General features: G+C 63.1%; 16 protein-coding genes and 1 tRNA gene. 5 read left to right on the forward strand and 12 right to left on the reverse strand.

Going from position 1 to position 17,123, the window contains the following annotated elements; translation table 11 throughout:
- Positions 1-102: 102 nt before the first annotated feature.
- The 11 genes from NKJ15_RS00005 to NKJ15_RS00055 all read right to left on the reverse strand — a co-directional run bounded on the left by NKJ15_RS00005 (position 103) and on the right by NKJ15_RS00055 (position 11,947).
- A complete protein-coding gene (locus tag NKJ15_RS00005; protein ID WP_352613954.1) occupies positions 103-1,434 on the reverse strand; it encodes an ABC transporter substrate-binding protein in 1,332 nt (443 codons plus the stop codon).
- A 49-nt stretch (positions 1,435-1,483) separates the two neighbouring features.
- Positions 1,484-2,521: a branched-chain amino acid ABC transporter permease gene (locus tag NKJ15_RS00010; protein ID WP_023722896.1), complete on the reverse strand. Its 1,038-nt coding sequence runs from the start codon at positions 2,519-2,521 to the stop codon at positions 1,484-1,486.
- A 3-nt stretch (positions 2,522-2,524) separates the two neighbouring features.
- Positions 2,525-3,421, reverse strand: a complete 897-nt coding sequence (locus NKJ15_RS00015; protein ID WP_352453924.1) for a branched-chain amino acid ABC transporter permease — start codon at positions 3,419-3,421, stop codon at positions 2,525-2,527.
- Positions 3,421-4,323, reverse strand: coding sequence for an ABC transporter ATP-binding protein (locus NKJ15_RS00020; protein ID WP_352517943.1), 903 nt, complete (start codon positions 4,321-4,323; stop codon positions 3,421-3,423). Before NKJ15_RS00020 ends, NKJ15_RS00015 begins: the two co-directional genes overlap by 1 nt.
- Before the next feature lie 55 nt (positions 4,324-4,378).
- On the reverse strand, positions 4,379-5,479 hold the full coding sequence (sfnG, locus tag NKJ15_RS00025; protein ID WP_023722893.1) for a dimethylsulfone monooxygenase SfnG: 1,101 nt from the start codon (positions 5,477-5,479) through the stop codon (positions 4,379-4,381).
- Between the two features lie 27 nt (positions 5,480-5,506).
- Positions 5,507-6,076, reverse strand: a complete 570-nt coding sequence (msuE, locus tag NKJ15_RS00030) for an FMN reductase (protein ID WP_352813641.1) — start codon at positions 6,074-6,076, stop codon at positions 5,507-5,509.
- Between the two features lie 199 nt (positions 6,077-6,275).
- A complete protein-coding gene (locus tag NKJ15_RS00035; RefSeq protein ID WP_352813643.1) occupies positions 6,276-7,163 on the reverse strand; it encodes an ABC transporter permease in 888 nt (295 codons plus the stop codon).
- A complete protein-coding gene (locus NKJ15_RS00040; protein ID WP_352453579.1) occupies positions 7,160-8,119 on the reverse strand; it encodes an ABC transporter permease in 960 nt (319 codons plus the stop codon). The genes NKJ15_RS00035 and NKJ15_RS00040 overlap by 4 nt, the downstream gene beginning before the upstream one ends.
- A 7-nt stretch (positions 8,120-8,126) precedes the next feature.
- Positions 8,127-9,764, reverse strand: a complete 1,638-nt coding sequence (locus tag NKJ15_RS00045) for an ABC transporter substrate-binding protein (RefSeq protein ID WP_352813646.1) — start codon at positions 9,762-9,764, stop codon at positions 8,127-8,129.
- 33 nt (positions 9,765-9,797) lie between these two features.
- A complete protein-coding gene (locus NKJ15_RS00050; RefSeq protein ID WP_352813648.1) occupies positions 9,798-10,574 on the reverse strand; it encodes a DUF427 domain-containing protein in 777 nt (258 codons plus the stop codon).
- Positions 10,575-10,588: 14 nt separating this feature from the next.
- Positions 10,589-11,947 carry an LLM class flavin-dependent oxidoreductase gene (locus NKJ15_RS00055; RefSeq protein ID WP_352813650.1) on the reverse strand — a complete coding sequence of 453 codons (1,359 nt, stop codon included), beginning with the start codon at positions 11,945-11,947 and terminating at the stop codon, positions 10,589-10,591.
- A 191-nt stretch (positions 11,948-12,138) separates the two neighbouring features.
- Between NKJ15_RS00055 and NKJ15_RS00060 the strand changes: the two genes are divergently transcribed.
- The 3 genes from NKJ15_RS00060 (at position 12,139) to NKJ15_RS00070 (ending at position 14,870) form a co-directional block, all read left to right on the forward strand.
- Positions 12,139-13,941, forward strand: a complete 1,803-nt coding sequence (locus NKJ15_RS00060) for a dipeptide ABC transporter ATP-binding protein (RefSeq protein ID WP_352813652.1) — start codon at positions 12,139-12,141, stop codon at positions 13,939-13,941.
- Between the two features lie 295 nt (positions 13,942-14,236).
- On the forward strand, positions 14,237-14,464 hold the full coding sequence (locus NKJ15_RS00065; protein ID WP_352813653.1) for a hypothetical protein: 228 nt from the start codon (positions 14,237-14,239) through the stop codon (positions 14,462-14,464).
- A gap of 67 nt (positions 14,465-14,531) precedes the next feature.
- Positions 14,532-14,870, forward strand: a complete 339-nt coding sequence (locus tag NKJ15_RS00070; protein WP_352541335.1) for a BRA0787 family protein — start codon at positions 14,532-14,534, stop codon at positions 14,868-14,870.
- Positions 14,871-15,035: 165 nt separating this feature from the next.
- Here NKJ15_RS00070 and NKJ15_RS00075 read toward each other — a convergent pair.
- Positions 15,036-15,110 (reverse strand) — tRNA-Thr (locus NKJ15_RS00075).
- Positions 15,111-15,270: 160 nt separating this feature from the next.
- On the opposite strand from NKJ15_RS00075, the gene NKJ15_RS00080 reads away from it, so the two are divergent.
- The gene (locus tag NKJ15_RS00080; protein ID WP_352501732.1) at positions 15,271-15,477 is read left to right on the forward strand and encodes a hypothetical protein; all 207 of its coding nucleotides are present in this window, start codon (positions 15,271-15,273) and stop codon (positions 15,475-15,477) included.
- A gap of 157 nt (positions 15,478-15,634) precedes the next feature.
- The gene (gene murA / locus NKJ15_RS00085; RefSeq protein WP_023677408.1) at positions 15,635-16,927 is read left to right on the forward strand and encodes a UDP-N-acetylglucosamine 1-carboxyvinyltransferase; all 1,293 of its coding nucleotides are present in this window, start codon (positions 15,635-15,637) and stop codon (positions 16,925-16,927) included.
- Positions 16,928-17,123: the final 196 nt, after the last annotated feature.

Here is a 17,123-nt window from a genome sequence, read left to right on the forward strand (position 1 = left end):
CGACGCACGGACCGGATGGTATTTTCGGGGCTGCACAGCCATGCCTCCGCAATAGGCAGTAAACCGCGCCCGGCCGGTGGGCCGCCCGCGAGTTGTTGGACTTCAGTTGCTGACCACTGCTTCGGCGTCTTCGGCCGTGCGGATCTTGATGCCCTTTTCCCTGGCATAGGCCTCGGACGACTTCTCGATGATCGGACGCAGCAGCTTCCAGTCGGGCGCAATCCAGTCGGAGACGACGTTCCACTTCTTGCCGTCCCACTGCTGGAAGGTCACGTAGCCGTCACCTTCGTGATTGTCCCAGGAGACGTTGATCGAGTGGAACAGGTCCTTGGCGCCCAGCGCCTCGACGCGTGCCGGATCGAGCTTGAGATGCTCGAAGCCCCAGCGGACTTCGTCGCCGGTGAGCGTGCGGTTGCCGAACTTGGCCTGCGCGATGCGGACCGCCTCGACATTGAGGATGCCGTTGACGATGCCGAGATTGTGGTAGACCGAGCCGATACGGCTCTTTTCCTCGAGATTGCCTTTGCCGGCGCCGTAGACCGTTTTGACGATCTCCTGGACTACCGGATACTGCTCGCCTGACGCCTGGGTGGTGATGGCCGTATAGCCCTTGGCGGCATCGCCGGCGGGGATCACATCCTCTTCCGAATTCGACCAGACATTGCCGACGATGTGATCGGCCGGGAAGCCGGTCTTCTGCGCGGTCTTGAGCGCAACCGGGTTCATCACGCCCCAGCCGCGCAGCACCACATAGTCCGGATGCTCGCGACGGATCGTCAGCCACTGCGCCTGCTGCTCGTTGCCTGGATGCGGAACCTCGATCTGCGACAGCTCGAAGCCGTATTTCTGCGACAGCAGCTCATAGATCGGAATCGTCTCCTTGCCATAGGGCGAGCCGTGATAGAGCACGACGATCTTCTTGCCCTTGAGCTTGTCGAGGCCACCTTCCTTGGAGGCGATATAGTTCACGATGCCCGAGGTCTCGCTGTAGGGATTGAGCAGCAGCGGGAAGACGTAAGGGAACACGCGTCCGTCCGTGGTGTCGGTGCGGCCGTGGTTGATGGTGATCAGCGGCACCTTGTCATCGGTGATGCGGTCGATCATGGCATAGGCGATGCCGACCGAAAGCGGGTTCCAGGCGGCGATGCCGGGATTGCTCTTCAATCGTTCATAGACCTCGACGCCCTTCTCGACCTCATACTGCGTCTCGCCCTCGCTCCAGGTCAGCTTGACGCCGTTGACGCCGCCGTCGCGGATGTTGATCAGGTTGAGATAGTCGATGAAGCCGCCGAAGAAGCCGGTGCCGCCGGCGGCATAAGGGCCGACGCGGTAGCTCTGCAGGGGAAAATACTGCTCGTCGGCGTGGACCGCCGTCGCGCCGAGGACGAAGGCCGTGGCGATCGCCGCTTTCTTGAGGTGACTGAAGAAGGTCATGGATTGCGTCTCCTGAGGTTGTGGTCCGTGAGAGGATGTCGAGCGGCGCTCAGCTGGACCTTGAGCCGATCCGTCGTTTCAGGCGGTCGAAGAGGGCCGACAGCCCGTTCGGTTCCGCGATGAGGAAGATGATGATGAGCGCGCCGAGCACGATGCGCTGGCTCATGTCGAGAACACCCGAATCGAACAGTCCGCCAAACAGGAAGGCGCCAAGCCGCGACAGGATGAGCGGAAAGATGACGATGAACGCCGCTCCCAGAAAGGCGCCGCGTATCGAGGCCAGCCCGCCGATGATGATGATGAACAGGATCTGGAACGAGCGGTCGAGATTGAAGCCGGCCGGCTCGACCGTGCGCAGATAGGTGAAGGCCCACAGCACCCCGGCGACGCCGATAATGAAGGACGAGATGGCGAACGCGAGCAGCTTGGTCTTCAGCACAGGGACGCCGATCACCCGCGCGGCGGTCTCGTTGTCGCGCACGGCGATGAAATTGCGGCCGGTCGCGCTGTTGACCAGGCGCCAGACGAGCGCCGTGAGCACGATGACCGTGGTCACCGAGAGCAGGTAGCGGCCCGTCGCCCTGTCGAGCGAGAAGCCCGCAACGGCAAGGTGCGGCGCCGAGATCACCCCGGAAGGGTTGTCGTTGGAGAACCAGCCGAACTTGGTCAGCGCCCACTGCACGAAGAACTGGGCGGCGAGCGTCGAGACGGCGAGATAGAAGCCGCGCAGGCGCAGGCTCGGCAATCCGAACACGACGCCGATGCCGGCGGCCGAAATCCCGGCCAGGATCATGGTCGCAGCCAGCGGCAGTCCTTCGACCCGAAGGTTGAAATTGTAGGCGGCGAAAGCGCCGACCGCCATGAAGGCGGAGGAGCCCAGCGAAAGCTGGCCGCAATAGCCGGTCAAAAGGTTGAGGCCGACCGCCGCCAGGCTGAGCGCAAGGAACGGCAGCAGGATCGCCTCGACGAGATAGCTCGACGCATAGGCGGGGATCAGGCCGTAGGCCACGGCAATCAGGGCGACGGGCAGAGCTAACCTCTGCCAGTCGATGGGAAGCCTTGCGGCATCGAGCGCTTGCACGGCCATCGGTCAGACCCTTTCGACAGTCTTCTGGCCAAACAGGCCGGAGGGGCGCACCAGCAGGACGACCAGCGCCAGCGCATAGGCGAACCAGCCTTCGATGCCGCCACCGACAAAGGGTCCGAGGTAGACCTCGGCGAGCTTCTCGCTGGCGCCGATGATGAGGCCGCCGACGATGGCGCCGAGGATAGAATCGAAGCCGCCAAGCACCAGCACCGGCAGCGCCTTCAGCACGATCAGCGACAGCGAGAACTGGACGCCGAGGCGCGCGCCCCACAAGAGCCCCGCGACCAGTGCCACGAACCCCGCGGCCGTCCACACCGTTCCCCAGATCCGGGGCAGCCGCAGCCCGACGGCGAGCGCCGCGAACTGGTCGTCTGCGACGGCGCGAAACGCTAGGCCGACGCGGGTCCAATAGAAGAATGCGCTCAAGCCGGCGACCATCGCCGCGGCAATGCCTGCAGCAAGAAGATCGAACGACGATATCAGGATACCGCCGACCTCGAACGGCGTGTCGTCGATGCCGAGATCGAGCCCGTGCACCTGCGTGCCCCACACCAACTGGGCAGCGCCTTCAATGATGTAAGACAGGCCAAGCGTGGCCATGAACAGCGTCATCGGCGAGCGATTGACCAGCGGCCTCAGCACAGTTCGCTCGATGGTGAAGCCCAGCGCAACCATGACCGCGAGGGTAATGAGCATTGAAAGCGCAAACGGGATGCCGCGTTCGACAAGGCTGACAAAGGTGAGTGCGGCGAACAGCACCATCGACCCTTGCGCGAAGTTCAGCACGCCCGACGTCTTGTAGATCAGCACGAAACCGATGGCGACGAGCGAATACATGACGCCTGAGAGCAAGCCACCGACCAGCACCTCGATGACGAAGAGGAAATCATAGTAGCTCATCAGATGCCCTCGCCATCTTCGCCTTCGGCGGTGCCGATATAGGCCCGGATCACCGCCGGATTGGCCCTGACCTCGGCCGGTGTCCCGTCGGCGATCTTGCGGCCGTAGTCGAGCACGGCGACGCGGTCGGAGAGCCCCATGACCACGCCGATGTCGTGTTCGATGAGGATGATGGTGACGTCGTGCCGGTCGCGCGCTGCGCGCACGAAACCGGCCATCTCGGCCTTCTCGGTCGCCGTCATGCCGGCCATCGGCTCGTCGAGCAGCAGGATCTTCGGCTCGGCGACAAGCGCGCGCGCCAGTTCGACCCGCTTCTGCAGGCCGTAGGGCAGCGTTGCGACCAGGCGATCGGCGACGGCCTCGAGATGCAGGAAGGCGATTGTCTGGTCGACCTTTTCAGCGATCGCGGCATCTTCGCGCCGGGCGCGCGGTAGACCGGCGATATGTTCGACGAAGCTGGCGCGCCGAGTGTGGACGCGGCCCGACGCGATGTTGTCGCGCACTGAAAGCCCACCGAACAGTGCCAGGTTCTGGAAGGTGCGCGCGACGCCGAGCCGTGCCAGACGGCTTGCCGACACCCGGGAGAAGGACTGGCTATCGATCGCGATCTTGCCCTGATCGGCGTGATAGAGGCCGCTGATGATGTTGATCAGCGAGGATTTGCCGGCGCCATTGGGACCGATCACAGCGCGAATCTCGCGGCTTTTGACCTCGAGGTCGACATCCCGCAGTGCCGTGACGCCACCAAAGGAAATGCTGATCCCGCCCAGCGCCAGGATCGCATCAGCCTTTGCCGACAGGCGCGCCGGGCGCGTGTCCTCGACGGGACCAGCACCAGCAAGAATGCCGGAAATTTCGGGCGCGCGCTCGTATGCGGCGGCTCCCAGCGAAGCACCAATCATGAAACGTCCCTGATTTTGAAGGCGTGCGGGCGGCGGCCTGGAGGCCGCGCGTGTCCTATTCCGCGGCGACGAGCTCCCTGTCGCGCGCCGCTTCCAGTTCGCGCACCAGAGGGATGACGCGCTTGCCGAAGAACTCCACCTCTTCCTGGAAATGCAGGAAGCCGAGCAGTATCAGATCCGCGCCGGCATCCTTCAGCTTGAGGATGCGTTCGGCAATCTGTTCCGGCGTGCCGATGAGATTGCTGCGGAAGCCGTCATTGTATTGGACAAGATCCTCGAACGAGGATTTCGCCCAGTTACCCTCGCCTTCCGGCGACGCCTTGCCGGCATTCTTGACCTGATCGGCGAAACCCTGCACCGCCTCCGGATTGGCCTTGGCGATGATCTCGTCGAGCACGGTGCGCGCTTCTGCCTCGGTTTCGCGAGCGATGGCAAAGGCGTTGACGCCGATCTTGACCTTGTGGCCATTGGCCTTCGCCTTGGTCTTGATGTCGTCAACCTGCTTCTTGATCTCTTCCGGCGTGTTGCCGTTGGTGAAATACCAGTCGGAAACCCGCGCAGCCATGTCGCGCGCCGCGCGTGATGAGCCGCCCTGGAAGATCTCCGGCTGCGGATCGATCGGCTTCGGCTTCATCGAGTAGTTGGTAAAGCGATAGAAGTCGCCCTTCAGAGTGAAATTGTCCTCGGTCCAGATGCCGCGCAGCGCACGGATGAATTCCTCCGAACGGCGATAGCGCTCGTCATGGTCGAGCCACAGCTCGCCGATGGCGGCGAACTCACCGCGGAACCAGCCGCTGACGACATTGACGGCGACACGGCCATTGGTCAGGTGGTTGATGGTGGCTATCTGCTTGGCCGCCAGCGCTGGATTCCATGGGCCGGGCAGGATCGCCGCGATGACTTTCAGCGTTGTGGTCGCCGCAAGCAAGGCATGGCTGAACGATACCGATTCGTGCTGGTTGTCGGCGCCATAGCCGGCCGTGAAGCGTATTTGGCTCAGCGCGTAGTCGAAGCCGTTGGCCTCGGCGATCTGGGCGAGCTTGCGGTTATAGTCGATGTCCCAGCCGGTCCGCTGCTCGATGTTGGAGATGACCAGGCCGCCCGAGACGTTCGGGACCCAGTAGGCGAATTTCACGTTGTCGGAATTCGAGGTCATTTCGTTCGTTTCCCCTTTTGATTGGCTTCAACCGACGCGCGTGGCGACGGCAGTGTTTGCATCACTGGAATTAAGCAAGGAAATCGCTTCGGTAGCGGCCCGTGAGATGCGCTCGATAATCGCCGCGCCGACGATCTTGGCATCGACGAAATCGTCGGGCGCGCCGTAGACGCCGGTCGGGACCGTGACGGCCCCGAAAAAACCGAACAATGGCCGGAGCTGATGTTCGAGAACCAGGCCATGGTATGGACTTCCGCCGGTTGCCGCGAGAAGCACGGTCTTGCCCGTCAGTGCACGATGATCGACGAGGTCGAACAGGTGCTTGAGAGCGCCGGTGTAGGACGCCCGATAGACCGGCGTTCCGACCACGAGCAGGTCGGCCTTCTCGACACGCTGGATGATCGCTTCGCCAGACGCGCCGAGCGCACGACGAGACAGCCCGGCGAAAATCGAAGGCGCCGCCTCGGTGATTTCGATCAGGCCGGTGTCTGCCGGGACGCGCAAGGCGACTGCCTTGACCAGCGCGTTGACCACCGCGGTAGTGCGCGATGGTGTGCTTACGCCGCCGGATATTCCGAGAACCGATAGCCTTGCCAACTCGTCAATCTCCCGGACCCTGCATGCGCATCGGGTCATTTCCAAACCGGGGCAGACGATATTCGACAAAATCTATAGAGATAAGGAACTACGTTCCGATTTTTCGGCCTCGCGGAGAAAAATGCCGTTCTGCTAATGGACGTAGCAATGTCCGTATAGCGAGCAGACCGAAGCTCAGGCCATCAATACGGCTTCGCATTCATCCATCACCATTTTCAAACGCGCCTAAGCCTTGGGCAATTAGGTTCGTTGCCATGACCAGTGAAACGATCGCGCCGGAATTGAAAACGACGACCCACCATTTACCGCCGGTCAGGAAGCCGTAGCCGTCGGCGACGGCTAGCCCCCAATCGGCGGAAGGCGGCTGGATGCCGAGGCCCAGAAAACTCAGCGTCGCGATCGAAAAGAACGCGTAGCCCAGCCGAGTGACGAACTCGATGAGGATGGTCTCCCTGATGTTGGGCAATATCTCCAGGAACATGATGGCGAGCGCGCCTTCGCCGCCAAGCCGGGCGGCGCTGACATAGTCGCGCTGCTTCTGCTCGCGCACGGCGGCGCGGACGGTGCGCGCCACCAGCGGCGCATAGGCGATGCCGATCACCAGGACGACGGTCAGGTTCGACGGCCCGATCGCCACCAGCGTCATGGTGACGAGAACGATGAATGGAAACGCCATCAGTGTATCGAGCAGCCGCGCGCCGATGGCATCGGTGAGGCCATCGAAATAGCCGAGCACCAGGCCGATGATGCTGCCGGCGGCAACGCCGACCAGCGTCGCCAGCGGCGCAACCAGCAGGATATCGCGCGATCCGGCGATAATGCGGGACAGCACGTCGCGGCCGAGCTGATCGGTCCCGAACCAGTGCGAGGCATCGGGCGGCGTCAGCATCGCCAGAAAATCCTCGGCATAGGGATCATACGGAGCGAAAAGATTGCCTGCTACCGCGCATACGACCCAGAACAGTAGCAGCAGCGTTCCGATCACGACCGATGGGGGCAGTCCGGAGAAGGCACTGCCGATCCTGCGCACCGCCGGAAAACCGGCCACGGCGCGCCGTGATGCGGGAAACTCCGTCAGATCCGTCATGGCGAGGTCCGACGGCGTTGCCGCGGATCGAGCAAGGCCAGCACGAAGTCGCCCGCCGCCGCCGAAAGAACAAAGATTGCCGCCATCACCAGCACCCCCGCTTCAAGCATCGGGAAATCTCGCGCCTTGGCCGCGTTCAGAACCAGATTGCCAAGTCCCTGGATGCCGAACAGCGCTTCGATCACAACCAGCCCGCCAAGCATGTATCCGGTCTGCGTCGCCAGCACCGCGATGGTCGGGGTCAGCGCATTGCGCAGCACGTGCCGAAGGATGATCTCGCGCCGCTCAAGCCCTTTCAGGACGGCGGTGCGTGTGTAGTCGGCGGCCATCGCCTCGATCACGCCGGCCCGCGTCATCCGGGCGATGTAGCCGGCAAGATTGAGCACCAGCGGCAGCGCCGGCAGGATCAGATAATAGCCTTGCGTCCAGAAGCCCGCGCCATCCGGCGCAACGCCTGAGATCGGGAACCAGTTCAGCCACAGGCCGAAAACGATGAGCAGCATCAGGCCGGACACAAAATCCGGCACGATGCCGAAGGAGACGCCCGCCATCACGATCAGCCGGTCGATGAGGCGGCCGGCGTTGAGACCGGCGATGACACCGCCGCCAACCCCGAGCGGAATGAGAAAGACCAAAATAATGCCGGCAAGGGATGCGGAGCGCTTCAGGCTCTCCAGCACGAACGGGGCCACCGGCGCGCGCATCGAAAGCGAGGTGCCGAAATCGCCTGACACCGCCTTGCTGAACCAGAGCCAATACTGGACGAGAACTGGCTGGTCGGCGCCCAGCCGCTTGTTCAGCTCCGCCACCGCCTGCGCGTCGGCAAACGGCCCGAGCATCACGCGGCCGACATCGCCGGGCAAAACCTGCCCGGCGAAGAAAACCAGGACACTGACAAGCCACAGCGTGAGGACAAGAGTGCCCACACGCGCTGACAGAATGCGGCCGGTCAGCATGTCGCGATCATGCCTGGACGAAGGAAACGCGATCGAGCAGCAGATGCGAGATTGCGGTGAAGCGCACGCCCTCGACCTTCGAGCTGACAATCCGGCTGTATTGCGAGAAGTAGCTGATGATCGCCGGCGTCTCGTCAAGCAAAAGCGTCTGGATCTTGCCGGCAGCAAGGCGCTGGGCATTGAGGTCACGCGCCTTCGAGTAGTCGAGCAGCAGCGCATCATAGCCGGGGTTGTTGAAATGCGCCGCGTTCCAGGCTCCCGTACTCTTCAGCGTGGCGTTGAGGAAGATGTCGGGCGTGCCGCGATGGCCGTAGTCGGTGATGCCGAGAACCGAATCCAGCCAAGGCGAGCTGCCGAAGGTCGCCGAGCCGTAATAGGCGTCCTGCGGCAGGACATTGAGCTTGACATCGATGCCGATCTTTTTGGCGAAGTTCTGGATGATCACCGCATAGTCGGGAATGTCATAGGCGCGTTCGGTGGTCAGCGTCACCTCGAAGCCGTTCGGCACGCCAGCCTCGCCAAGCAGCCGCTTGGCTTCCGTGATATCGTGCTTGCGCTGCGGCACCGACGGATCGGCCGAAGGGAAGATCGGCGCGAACGGGGTGTCGTTGCCGACGATGGCGCGGCCCTTCAGCAGCCCCTTGACCACCGCCTCGCGGTCGATGGTGAGTGCCAGCGCGCGGCGGATGCGCTTGTCGGTGAACGGCGCCTGGTCGGTTCTGAGATGCACCTGGTCATGCGAGCTTGCCTGCACGCTGAGCAGCTTGAAGTTGGGGTTGCCCTCGATCGCCAGTTCCAACCGCGTCGTGCTGGGGATGACGTCGAGCTGGCCGGCCTGCAGCGCCAGCACCTGCGCCTGCTCGTCGTCGAAGAACTTGATCTCGATGCGGTCGGGCAGTGCCTTCTCGCCCCAGTAATCCGGATTGCGCACGAAGCTGGCGCCTTGCTTGGGACGGAAGGATTCGAGCTTGAACGGGCCGGTGCCGTTGAAAGTCTTCTCGAAATCGCCGGCATAGTCGGCCGGCAGGATGACGGCATTATAGACGTCGGAGGAGACATAGAAGGGAAAGTTGCTGTTGGGACCGTCGAGATCGAAGGCGACTGTCTGCTCGTCGACCAGTTTGGCGCCACCCTTGGACAGGATGCCCTTGTAGGCTGAGAGCGCCGACGAGCCGCTGGCGGGATCGACCAGCCGCTCGAAGCTCGCCACCACGTCCCTGGCGGTGACCGCGCGGCCATCGTGGAATTTCACCCCTTGCCGCAATTTGAAGGTCCAGCGGCTGGCTGTCTCGTCGGCCTCCCAGGACAAAGCGAGCTTCGGCTGGAGACCGTCCTTCGGATCGTCGAGGATCAGATATTCGCCGACCTGGCTGATCACCCCGATGCTGGCCGGATCGGTCACCGAAACTGGATCGATCGCCTTGGTCGGCTGACCGAGCCCGACACGAACCGTGCCGCCGGCGGCGGCCGCGGCGCGTGCGGCTCCGAACCCCTGCGAGGCGGCAAAGCCTGTCAGGCCGAGCAGTGCGGCGTATTTCAGGAGATCGCGGCGCTTGAGAAAGCCGCCCTGATATTCGTCGACGGCGACATTCCAGATGTCCCCCGACAGGCTGCGAAGTGCGTCGATATCCCTGCGTTTGGTCATGTTAAACCCTGCTTTGAAATGAAAATTAAAAATCTATGCGACGGGTTCGCCGTCGAGATGGATGCGGTCAACGGCCTGCGGATAGAAGGCGATGAGGCCTTTGATCTTCGGCATTTCGACGATTGGATCCCGGTAGCTCCAGGCGATGTCCGGGCGCACCGTTCCGTCGCTCAGCAGCCCCGACCAGTAGGAGGCAATGCCCTTGTAGGGACATCGCGTCGTTGTAACGGACGCCATCAGCCGCTCCAGCCGGATGTCTTCCGCCGGTAGATAGAAACGCGTCGGCAGATGGGTCTCGAACAAAAGCACCGGGCGGTGACTGTCGGCGATCGGCTCGCCGTCGAACCAGACCTGCACATGGCTCGTGCTTTGCAGCACATCAATGCGCGCATAAGGGTCTCGCGCATGGACGAAGACCTCTTCGTCCTCCTCGAACCATTGGTCGACGGCCTTCCAGGTGAAGGCGATCCGCCCGGCCAGGGACGCCAGCGCTTCGTCCGGCGGCGAGATGAACGCCCACGCCGCGTTGGCACTGCGCCTGTCGCCGCTGTCGATATCCCAATAGGCCGTCTCGCCACCGACTGGATGCGGTTCGCGATGCAGCGAGGGCTTCAGCACCGACGGATCTACCGCTGACGGCGGGAAGAAATAGATCGGCAGGAAATGGTTGGAGCGCAGCACCAGCACGTTGCGGCTGTCGGCGATGGTGCGGCCGCCGAATTTGACGCGCACACGCTTGGGACTGTGCAGGACATTGACGAGCTGCGGCGCGGTGGCTTCGCGAGGCTGCAATCTTGGCGCGACGGTCATGATCGTTCTCCCGGTCAGGACACGGCGCGTGCGTTGTCGCGCTGCTCGGCGAAGCGGTTTGCCGGCCGCGCCAGACCGAAGCGGTCACGCAGCGTTCCCGGCGCGTATTCGGTCGGGAACACGCCGCGGCGCTGCAGCTCCGGCACCACCTGCTCGGCGAAATTCACCCAGTCCTCGGGCAGCAGCGGGAACATCAGGTTGAAGCCGTCGGCGGCGCCTGAAACGAACCAGTCCTGCAACTGGTCGGCGATCTGTTTGGGCGTGCCGGCGACGGTCGGCACCGAACCGCTGTTGGCGAGCTTGCGGGCGATGTCGCGTAGGCTGAGATTCTGCTTCGACCATTCCTTGACCCGGTTGAGCGATGTCCGTCCGCCATTGAAGGTGCTCTCGTCCGGCAGCGGCGGCAGCGGCCCGTCTGGCGGATAGACGGAGAGATCGATGCCGCTCCAGCTGGACAGAAGGTCGATGCCGACCTGATCGGGCAACAGGGTCTGGAGGTATTCCTGCTTTTCGCGGCCTTCCGCCTCGGAAGCGGCGACAATCGGCAGAATGCCCGGCAGGATCTTGAAGCTCTCCGGCCGCCTGCCATAGCGGGCGAGGCGCTCGTTGATGTCCTGCCGGTATTTGATGCCGTCTTCCCTGGTGCTGTAGATGGCGAAATGCACGTCGGCCTGGGCGGCGGCGAAGTTCTTGCCGTCCTCGGACGAGCCTGCCTGGACGATCAGCGGGTGGCCCTGCGGCGGCCGCGAAACGTTGAGCGGCCCGCGCACCTTGAAGTGCTTGCCCTTGTGATCGATGGGGTGGACCTTGTCGGGATCGGCGAAATAGCCCGTCTCCTTGTCGATCAGCAGCGCCTCGTCTTCCCAGCTGTCCCAAAGCGCCTTGACGATATCGAGGAATTCGGCCGCGCGCTCATAGCGGAACGCATGTTCGATGTTGCCGTCGCGGCCGAAATTGCGCGCCTCCTCGTCCATGGCCGATGTGACGACGTTCCACGACGCCCTGCCCTTGCTGATATGGTCGAGCGAGGCGAACATGCGCGCAACATTGTAGGGCTCGCTGTACGAGCTCGACACCGTGGTGATCAGGCCGATGTGTTTGGTCACGCCGGCCAGTGCCGACAGCAGCGTCAATGGCTCAAGGCGGGCATTGGCGTAGTGGGCGACACCGCTCTTGACCGAATCCCAGATCGAAACGTGGTCGGCGACGAAGATGGTGTCGATCCTGGCCCGCTCGGCCGCTTGCACGAGATCACGGTAGAACTCGAAGTCCAGCACCTCCCGGCCCGGCGCCCGCGGATGGCGCCACGACATCCGATGATCGCCCTGCGGGTTGAAGAAAAATGCGCTGAGGATCATGTGGTCTCGAGCCATGCCGGTCTCCTTCCAGATCTGCTCCGGAGATTGTCGCACTGCTTCGGCAAGCGGCGACAATCGCTCTTGAGCCATGAAAGTTAGATTGCGCTCCGTCCTAATTCGAGTAACTTTATAGATATAATGCGTTGCGAAAGTGGAAGCGATTGCCCTCGATCGCGACGCTGGAAGAAAGTGGTTTCAAGCTCCCAATGTCCTCCTCGGTTCTGAACGTCGACCAGCTTTCCATCGCCTATGACGGGCGCAATGGATCGCATCCCGCCGTCAGTGGCGTCTCCCTGCGCATAGGCGAAGGCGAAGCACTCGGCCTTGTCGGCGAGTCTGGATCGGGGAAAAGCTCGGTGGCGCTCGCCATCCTGCGCTATCTGCCGAAGAATGCCCGCATCGCGGCGTCAGCGCTGGAGTTCCAGGGCCGCGAAATCCGCGACCTTTCCGCCGAGCAGTTGCGCCAACTCAGGGGAAATCATATCGCCGCCGTCTACCAGCACCCGGGCGCGGCCCTCAACCCAAGCATGACGATCGGCCGCCAGATCACCGAGACGATCATGCGGCATCGCCCGGTGCGCCATGACGAGGCGCGCGAGCGGGCTTGCGAACTGCTCGGGCGCGTTCGGGTGAGCCATCCGGAGCGGGTGCTGGGGCTCTATCCACACGAACTCTCCGGCGGCATGCAGCAGCGCGCCAACATCGCCATCGCGATTGCGCTCGACCCGTCGCTGCTGGTGCTGGACGAGCCGACGACGGCGCTCGACGCCAGCGTCCAGTCCGAGATCATCGCTATCCTCTCCGGCCTGCGCAGGGACCACAAAACCAGCATTCTGCTGATCAGCCACGACATCAACATGATCCGCCGCACCTGCGACCGGGTGGCGGTGATGCAGTCGGGAACCGTGGTCGAAAGCGGCGCCGCCGCCGACGTCTTCGACAACCCCTCTCACGCCTATACGAAGGCGCTGATCGCCTCGATCCCGGCGCTCAACTACACGAAGCGGAATGGAAGACTGGCGGAGACGGACGGCCTGCCATCGCACTCGGCGGTCCAGAATGAAGACGCGGGCCGGCGCAAAGAACGCCGAATCGCGATCGCCTGCAAAGGCATCAGCCATGCGTTCGGCAGCCAACTGGTGCTCAGCAATATCGATCTCGACATCGGCCACGGCGAGACCTTCGGGCTGATCGGCGAATCCGGTTCCGGCAAGTCGACGCTGGCAAGGATCGTCACCGGCCTACAGATGCCAGACGCCGGATCGGTCGAGCTGTTCGGCAGGACGGTCGCACCGCGCGTCGAGAAGAGAAGTATTGGCGAACGCCGCGATGTGCAGATGGTTTTCCAGTCGCCGGATCGCACGCTCAATCCGCGTAAGCGGATCGGCAGGATACTCGGCCGCCCGCTGCGCCGGCTCGCCGGCCTGCGCAGCAGTGAGATCAAGGCCCGCGTCAGCGATTTGCTGCAATCGGTTCGCCTTGCCGGCGCCACAGCCGAGCAGAAGTCGCGATCACTATCCGGCGGCCAGCGGCAACGGGCGGCCATCGCACGGGCCTTCGCCGGCGTGCCGAAGGTCGTCGTGCTCGACGAACCCACTTCGGCGCTCGACGTTTCCGTCCAGGCAACCGTTCTCAACCTGCTCAACGACCTGCAGCGCGACAAGGACACGACCTATCTGTTCATCAGCCACGATCTCAGGGTCGTGCGCTACATGGCCGACAGGATCGGCGTGCTGTACCGCGGCCGCCTGGTCGAAACCGGCTCATCCGACCAGATTTTTCACGGACCCAATCATCCCTATACGAAACTGCTGCTGGCGGCGTCTTCAGACGATGCAGCGCCGAAGATCATCTCTCAGGCCGACATCGCGGCGGGCCCGAGCCAGGGATGCGCCTTCGCCGGCCGTTGCTCGCTCGCTGTTGCCGATTGCTGGAAAGCCGAACCGCCCCTCAGCCAAGCTGGCGACGAGCACCTGATCGCATGTTGGCGGCTCGACCAAGGTTCATGAAGGACGGATCATCATTCTGAAGATCCGTCGCGCTCGCGAGGAAGGCGCGATGGAGCTGATCCCCGTCGCAAAGTGCCAAGAGACCGGGAGCTGCGGCCGTTCGAGGCGCGGATAGCAGGAAGCTTGGCGATCAGGCATCCACCGTAGTCACAGGCAAGCTCGCATGGTATTTCGTCTGAGGCTCGCTCCTTACAAGCCAATGTCTACAAGTTTGATAGACATTTGCTAAGAAGCCGGTCATACTGCCCGCTTCAAGTGCCTGACTTTTCGCCGTCCATGTTCGCAGGATCAGGAGATGACGATGACGCAGACATTTCTGGAAGCCGTTCCGGGCTGTATCAGGATCGTGATCGGCGCCCTTTTCCCGCCCATGGAGCGTTCACGTTATGCGCCGGATCAGGCGCAGGCGGACGACGCTTCTGATTCCGAGGCGAAATTTCGCCGCTCAGGACGGGATGAAGCCTTCTATTGGGGCATCGGCACTTGCGGCTATTGGGTACGCGCCCGTCGCATCCGGCCATAGACCAATCATCGAAATGCGGGGGTTACCTGGCAGCATTGGCTGGCTGCCGCGATCCAGGAGGAGACCGATGACCACACGCCTTTTACCCGTACTGCATGAGGGCCATGCTCCGATTCATTTGCACGGAGCCTTCGACGATGCCTTGGAAGCTTACCAAACCTGGATTCCGGGAACGGACGAGCCGCACGTGGAATTTGAGGACCAGATGGTGCCGATCAGTTCGGTCTTCGGCCGCATGCGGACCTGCACCGATATTCTTCCTTGGCGCATCGAGGGCGATGTCCTAGAGGTTGTCGGCAATGCACTGGTTTTCGGCGGCGAAAAGGCGATCACTTACGCCGATGCCGCTCTGGTCCTTCGCGCTTTGTGCGTGAAGCGGCTCCGGAGCGGCGACGTCGGCAACTAACAGGCGACGCTGCATAGGTTCCCGTCAAAGCCGGAGGAGCCGGGCACAAGGCAGCTCGGCTCCGTATCATTCAGCCGGTATGCGTCGCGATCTGCCCTGATAGCCTCTATTTGCTCAGTCGGTCATGCGCGGCGATGGCCATAGCTCTGCATGGTGCGGATAGACTGGTGCTGCGAGAGAGGATTGAACTCTCGACCTCTCCCTTACCAAGGGAGTGCTCTACCACTGAGCTACCGCAGCCGCCGATGGCGGGGCTTCTGCCATATCGAACCGGCAAGCGCAAGGCCAAGACAAAGACGGGTTGAAAGGCCGCACCGGGCGATCGTTGCGGACATGGCCGTGCCACAATGTTGGCTATCCCTTTATATGCACCGGCGGGTCGCCGGCCGGGGGCAGAACGATGAACGGCAAGACAGTTTCTCCGAACAAGGATGGATCACCGAAGAAGGATGGTTCAGCGAAAAAGGCCGGAACGGGCCGCAAGGACCGGCTGGCCGAGCAGTTGCGCGCCAACCTGCAGAAGCGCAAGGCGCAATCGCGCTCACGAAGAGCCGGCGACGCCGACAAGCGGCCGGAGGGGCTGCAAGCGGTGATGAAAAAAGATTAACGCGAATCGGCTATGTTGGTCGCCGGTACTTTGGCCAAGTCGGCGTGGGCCAAAGTGGGGAGTAGCCTGTTTCTTGAACCAAGCCGGCCAATGGTCTAGATGGCCGCAACAGACTCAACCGATTTAAACCGGCCTTGGCGCCGAGGGGACGCTCTTCATGGATCGCATCAGAATTGTCGGCGGCAACAAGCTTGCCGGAAGCATTCCGATCTCGGGCGCGAAAAACGCTGCGCTGCCGCTGATGATCGCCGCGCTTTTGACCGATGACACGCTGACGCTGGAAAACGTGCCGCATCTGGCCGATGTCGAGCAGCTGATCCGCATCCTCGGCAATCACGGCGTCGACTATTCGGTCAATGGCCGCCGCGAAAAGCAGCAGGAAGGCTATTCGCGCACCATCACTTTCTCGGCCCGCAACATCGTCGACACGACGGCGCCTTACGAGCTGGTGTCGAAGATGCGGGCGTCGTTCTGGGTGATCGGCCCGCTGCTGGCCCGCATGGGCGAGGCCAAGGTGTCGCTGCCCGGCGGCTGCGCCATCGGCACACGGCCGGTTGACCTCTTCCTCGAAGGCCTGCAGGCGCTGGGCGCCGATATCGACGTCGACACCGGCTACGTCATCGCCAAGACCAGGAACGGCCGGCTTGTCGGCAACCGTTATGTGTTCCCGAAAGTTTCGGTCGGCGCCACCCATGTGCTGATGATGGCGGCCTCGCTGGCCAAGGGCGAGACGGTGCTCGAAAACGCCGCGCGCGAGCCGGAGATCGTCAATCTCGCCGAATGCCTCAACGCCATGGGCGCGAAGATCTCGGGCGCCGGCACGGCGACCATCACCATCGACGGCGTCGAGGCGCTGTCGGGTGCTCGCGTCAGGGTGATCCCCGACCGCATCGAGACCGGCACCTATGCGATGGCGGTGGCGATGACCGGCGGCGACGTCGTGCTGGAAGGCGCGCGGCCCGACCTGTTGCAGACGGCGCTCGACATCATTTCGCAGACCGGCGCCGAGATCACGCAGACTAATTCCGGCATCCGCGTCAGGCGCAACGGCGCCGGCATTTCGCCGGTCGATGTGACGACGGCGCCCTTCCCGGCTTTCCCGACCGATCTGCAGGCGCAGTTCATGGGCCTGATGACGATGGCCAAGGGCAAGTCGCGCATCACCGAGACGATCTTCGAAAACCGCTTCATGCACGTCCAGGAACTCGCCCGGCTCGGCGCCCACATCACGCTGTCCGGCCAGACGGCGATCGTCGACGGCGTAGCGAAGCTGAAGGGCGCGCCAGTCATGGCGACCGATCTTCGGGCCTCGGTGTCGCTGGTCATTGCCGGCCTTGCGGCCGAAGGCGAAACCACGGTCAACCGCGTCTACCATCTCGACCGCGGCTTCGAGCGGCTGGAGGAAAAGCTGTCCGGCTGCGGCGCGGAGATCGAGCGCATTTCGGGGTGACCATAGCAGGCTCAGGTCGGCGCTGCCCCTCATCCCCCTGCCGGGACCTTCTCCCCGTATAGGGACGGGGAGAAGGGACGCCTCGCGAAGGATTTCGCCAATCTCCAGCGTTGCGGGAGGGTGCCGAGGTTGCGGCCAGCCCCTTCTCCCCGTCCCTATACGGGGAGAAGGTCCCGGCAGGGGGATGAGGGGCAGC

It is taken from the genome of Mesorhizobium sp. M0207, from assembly GCF_040321995.1.
Taxonomy (GTDB): Bacteria; Pseudomonadota; Alphaproteobacteria; order Rhizobiales; family Rhizobiaceae; genus Mesorhizobium.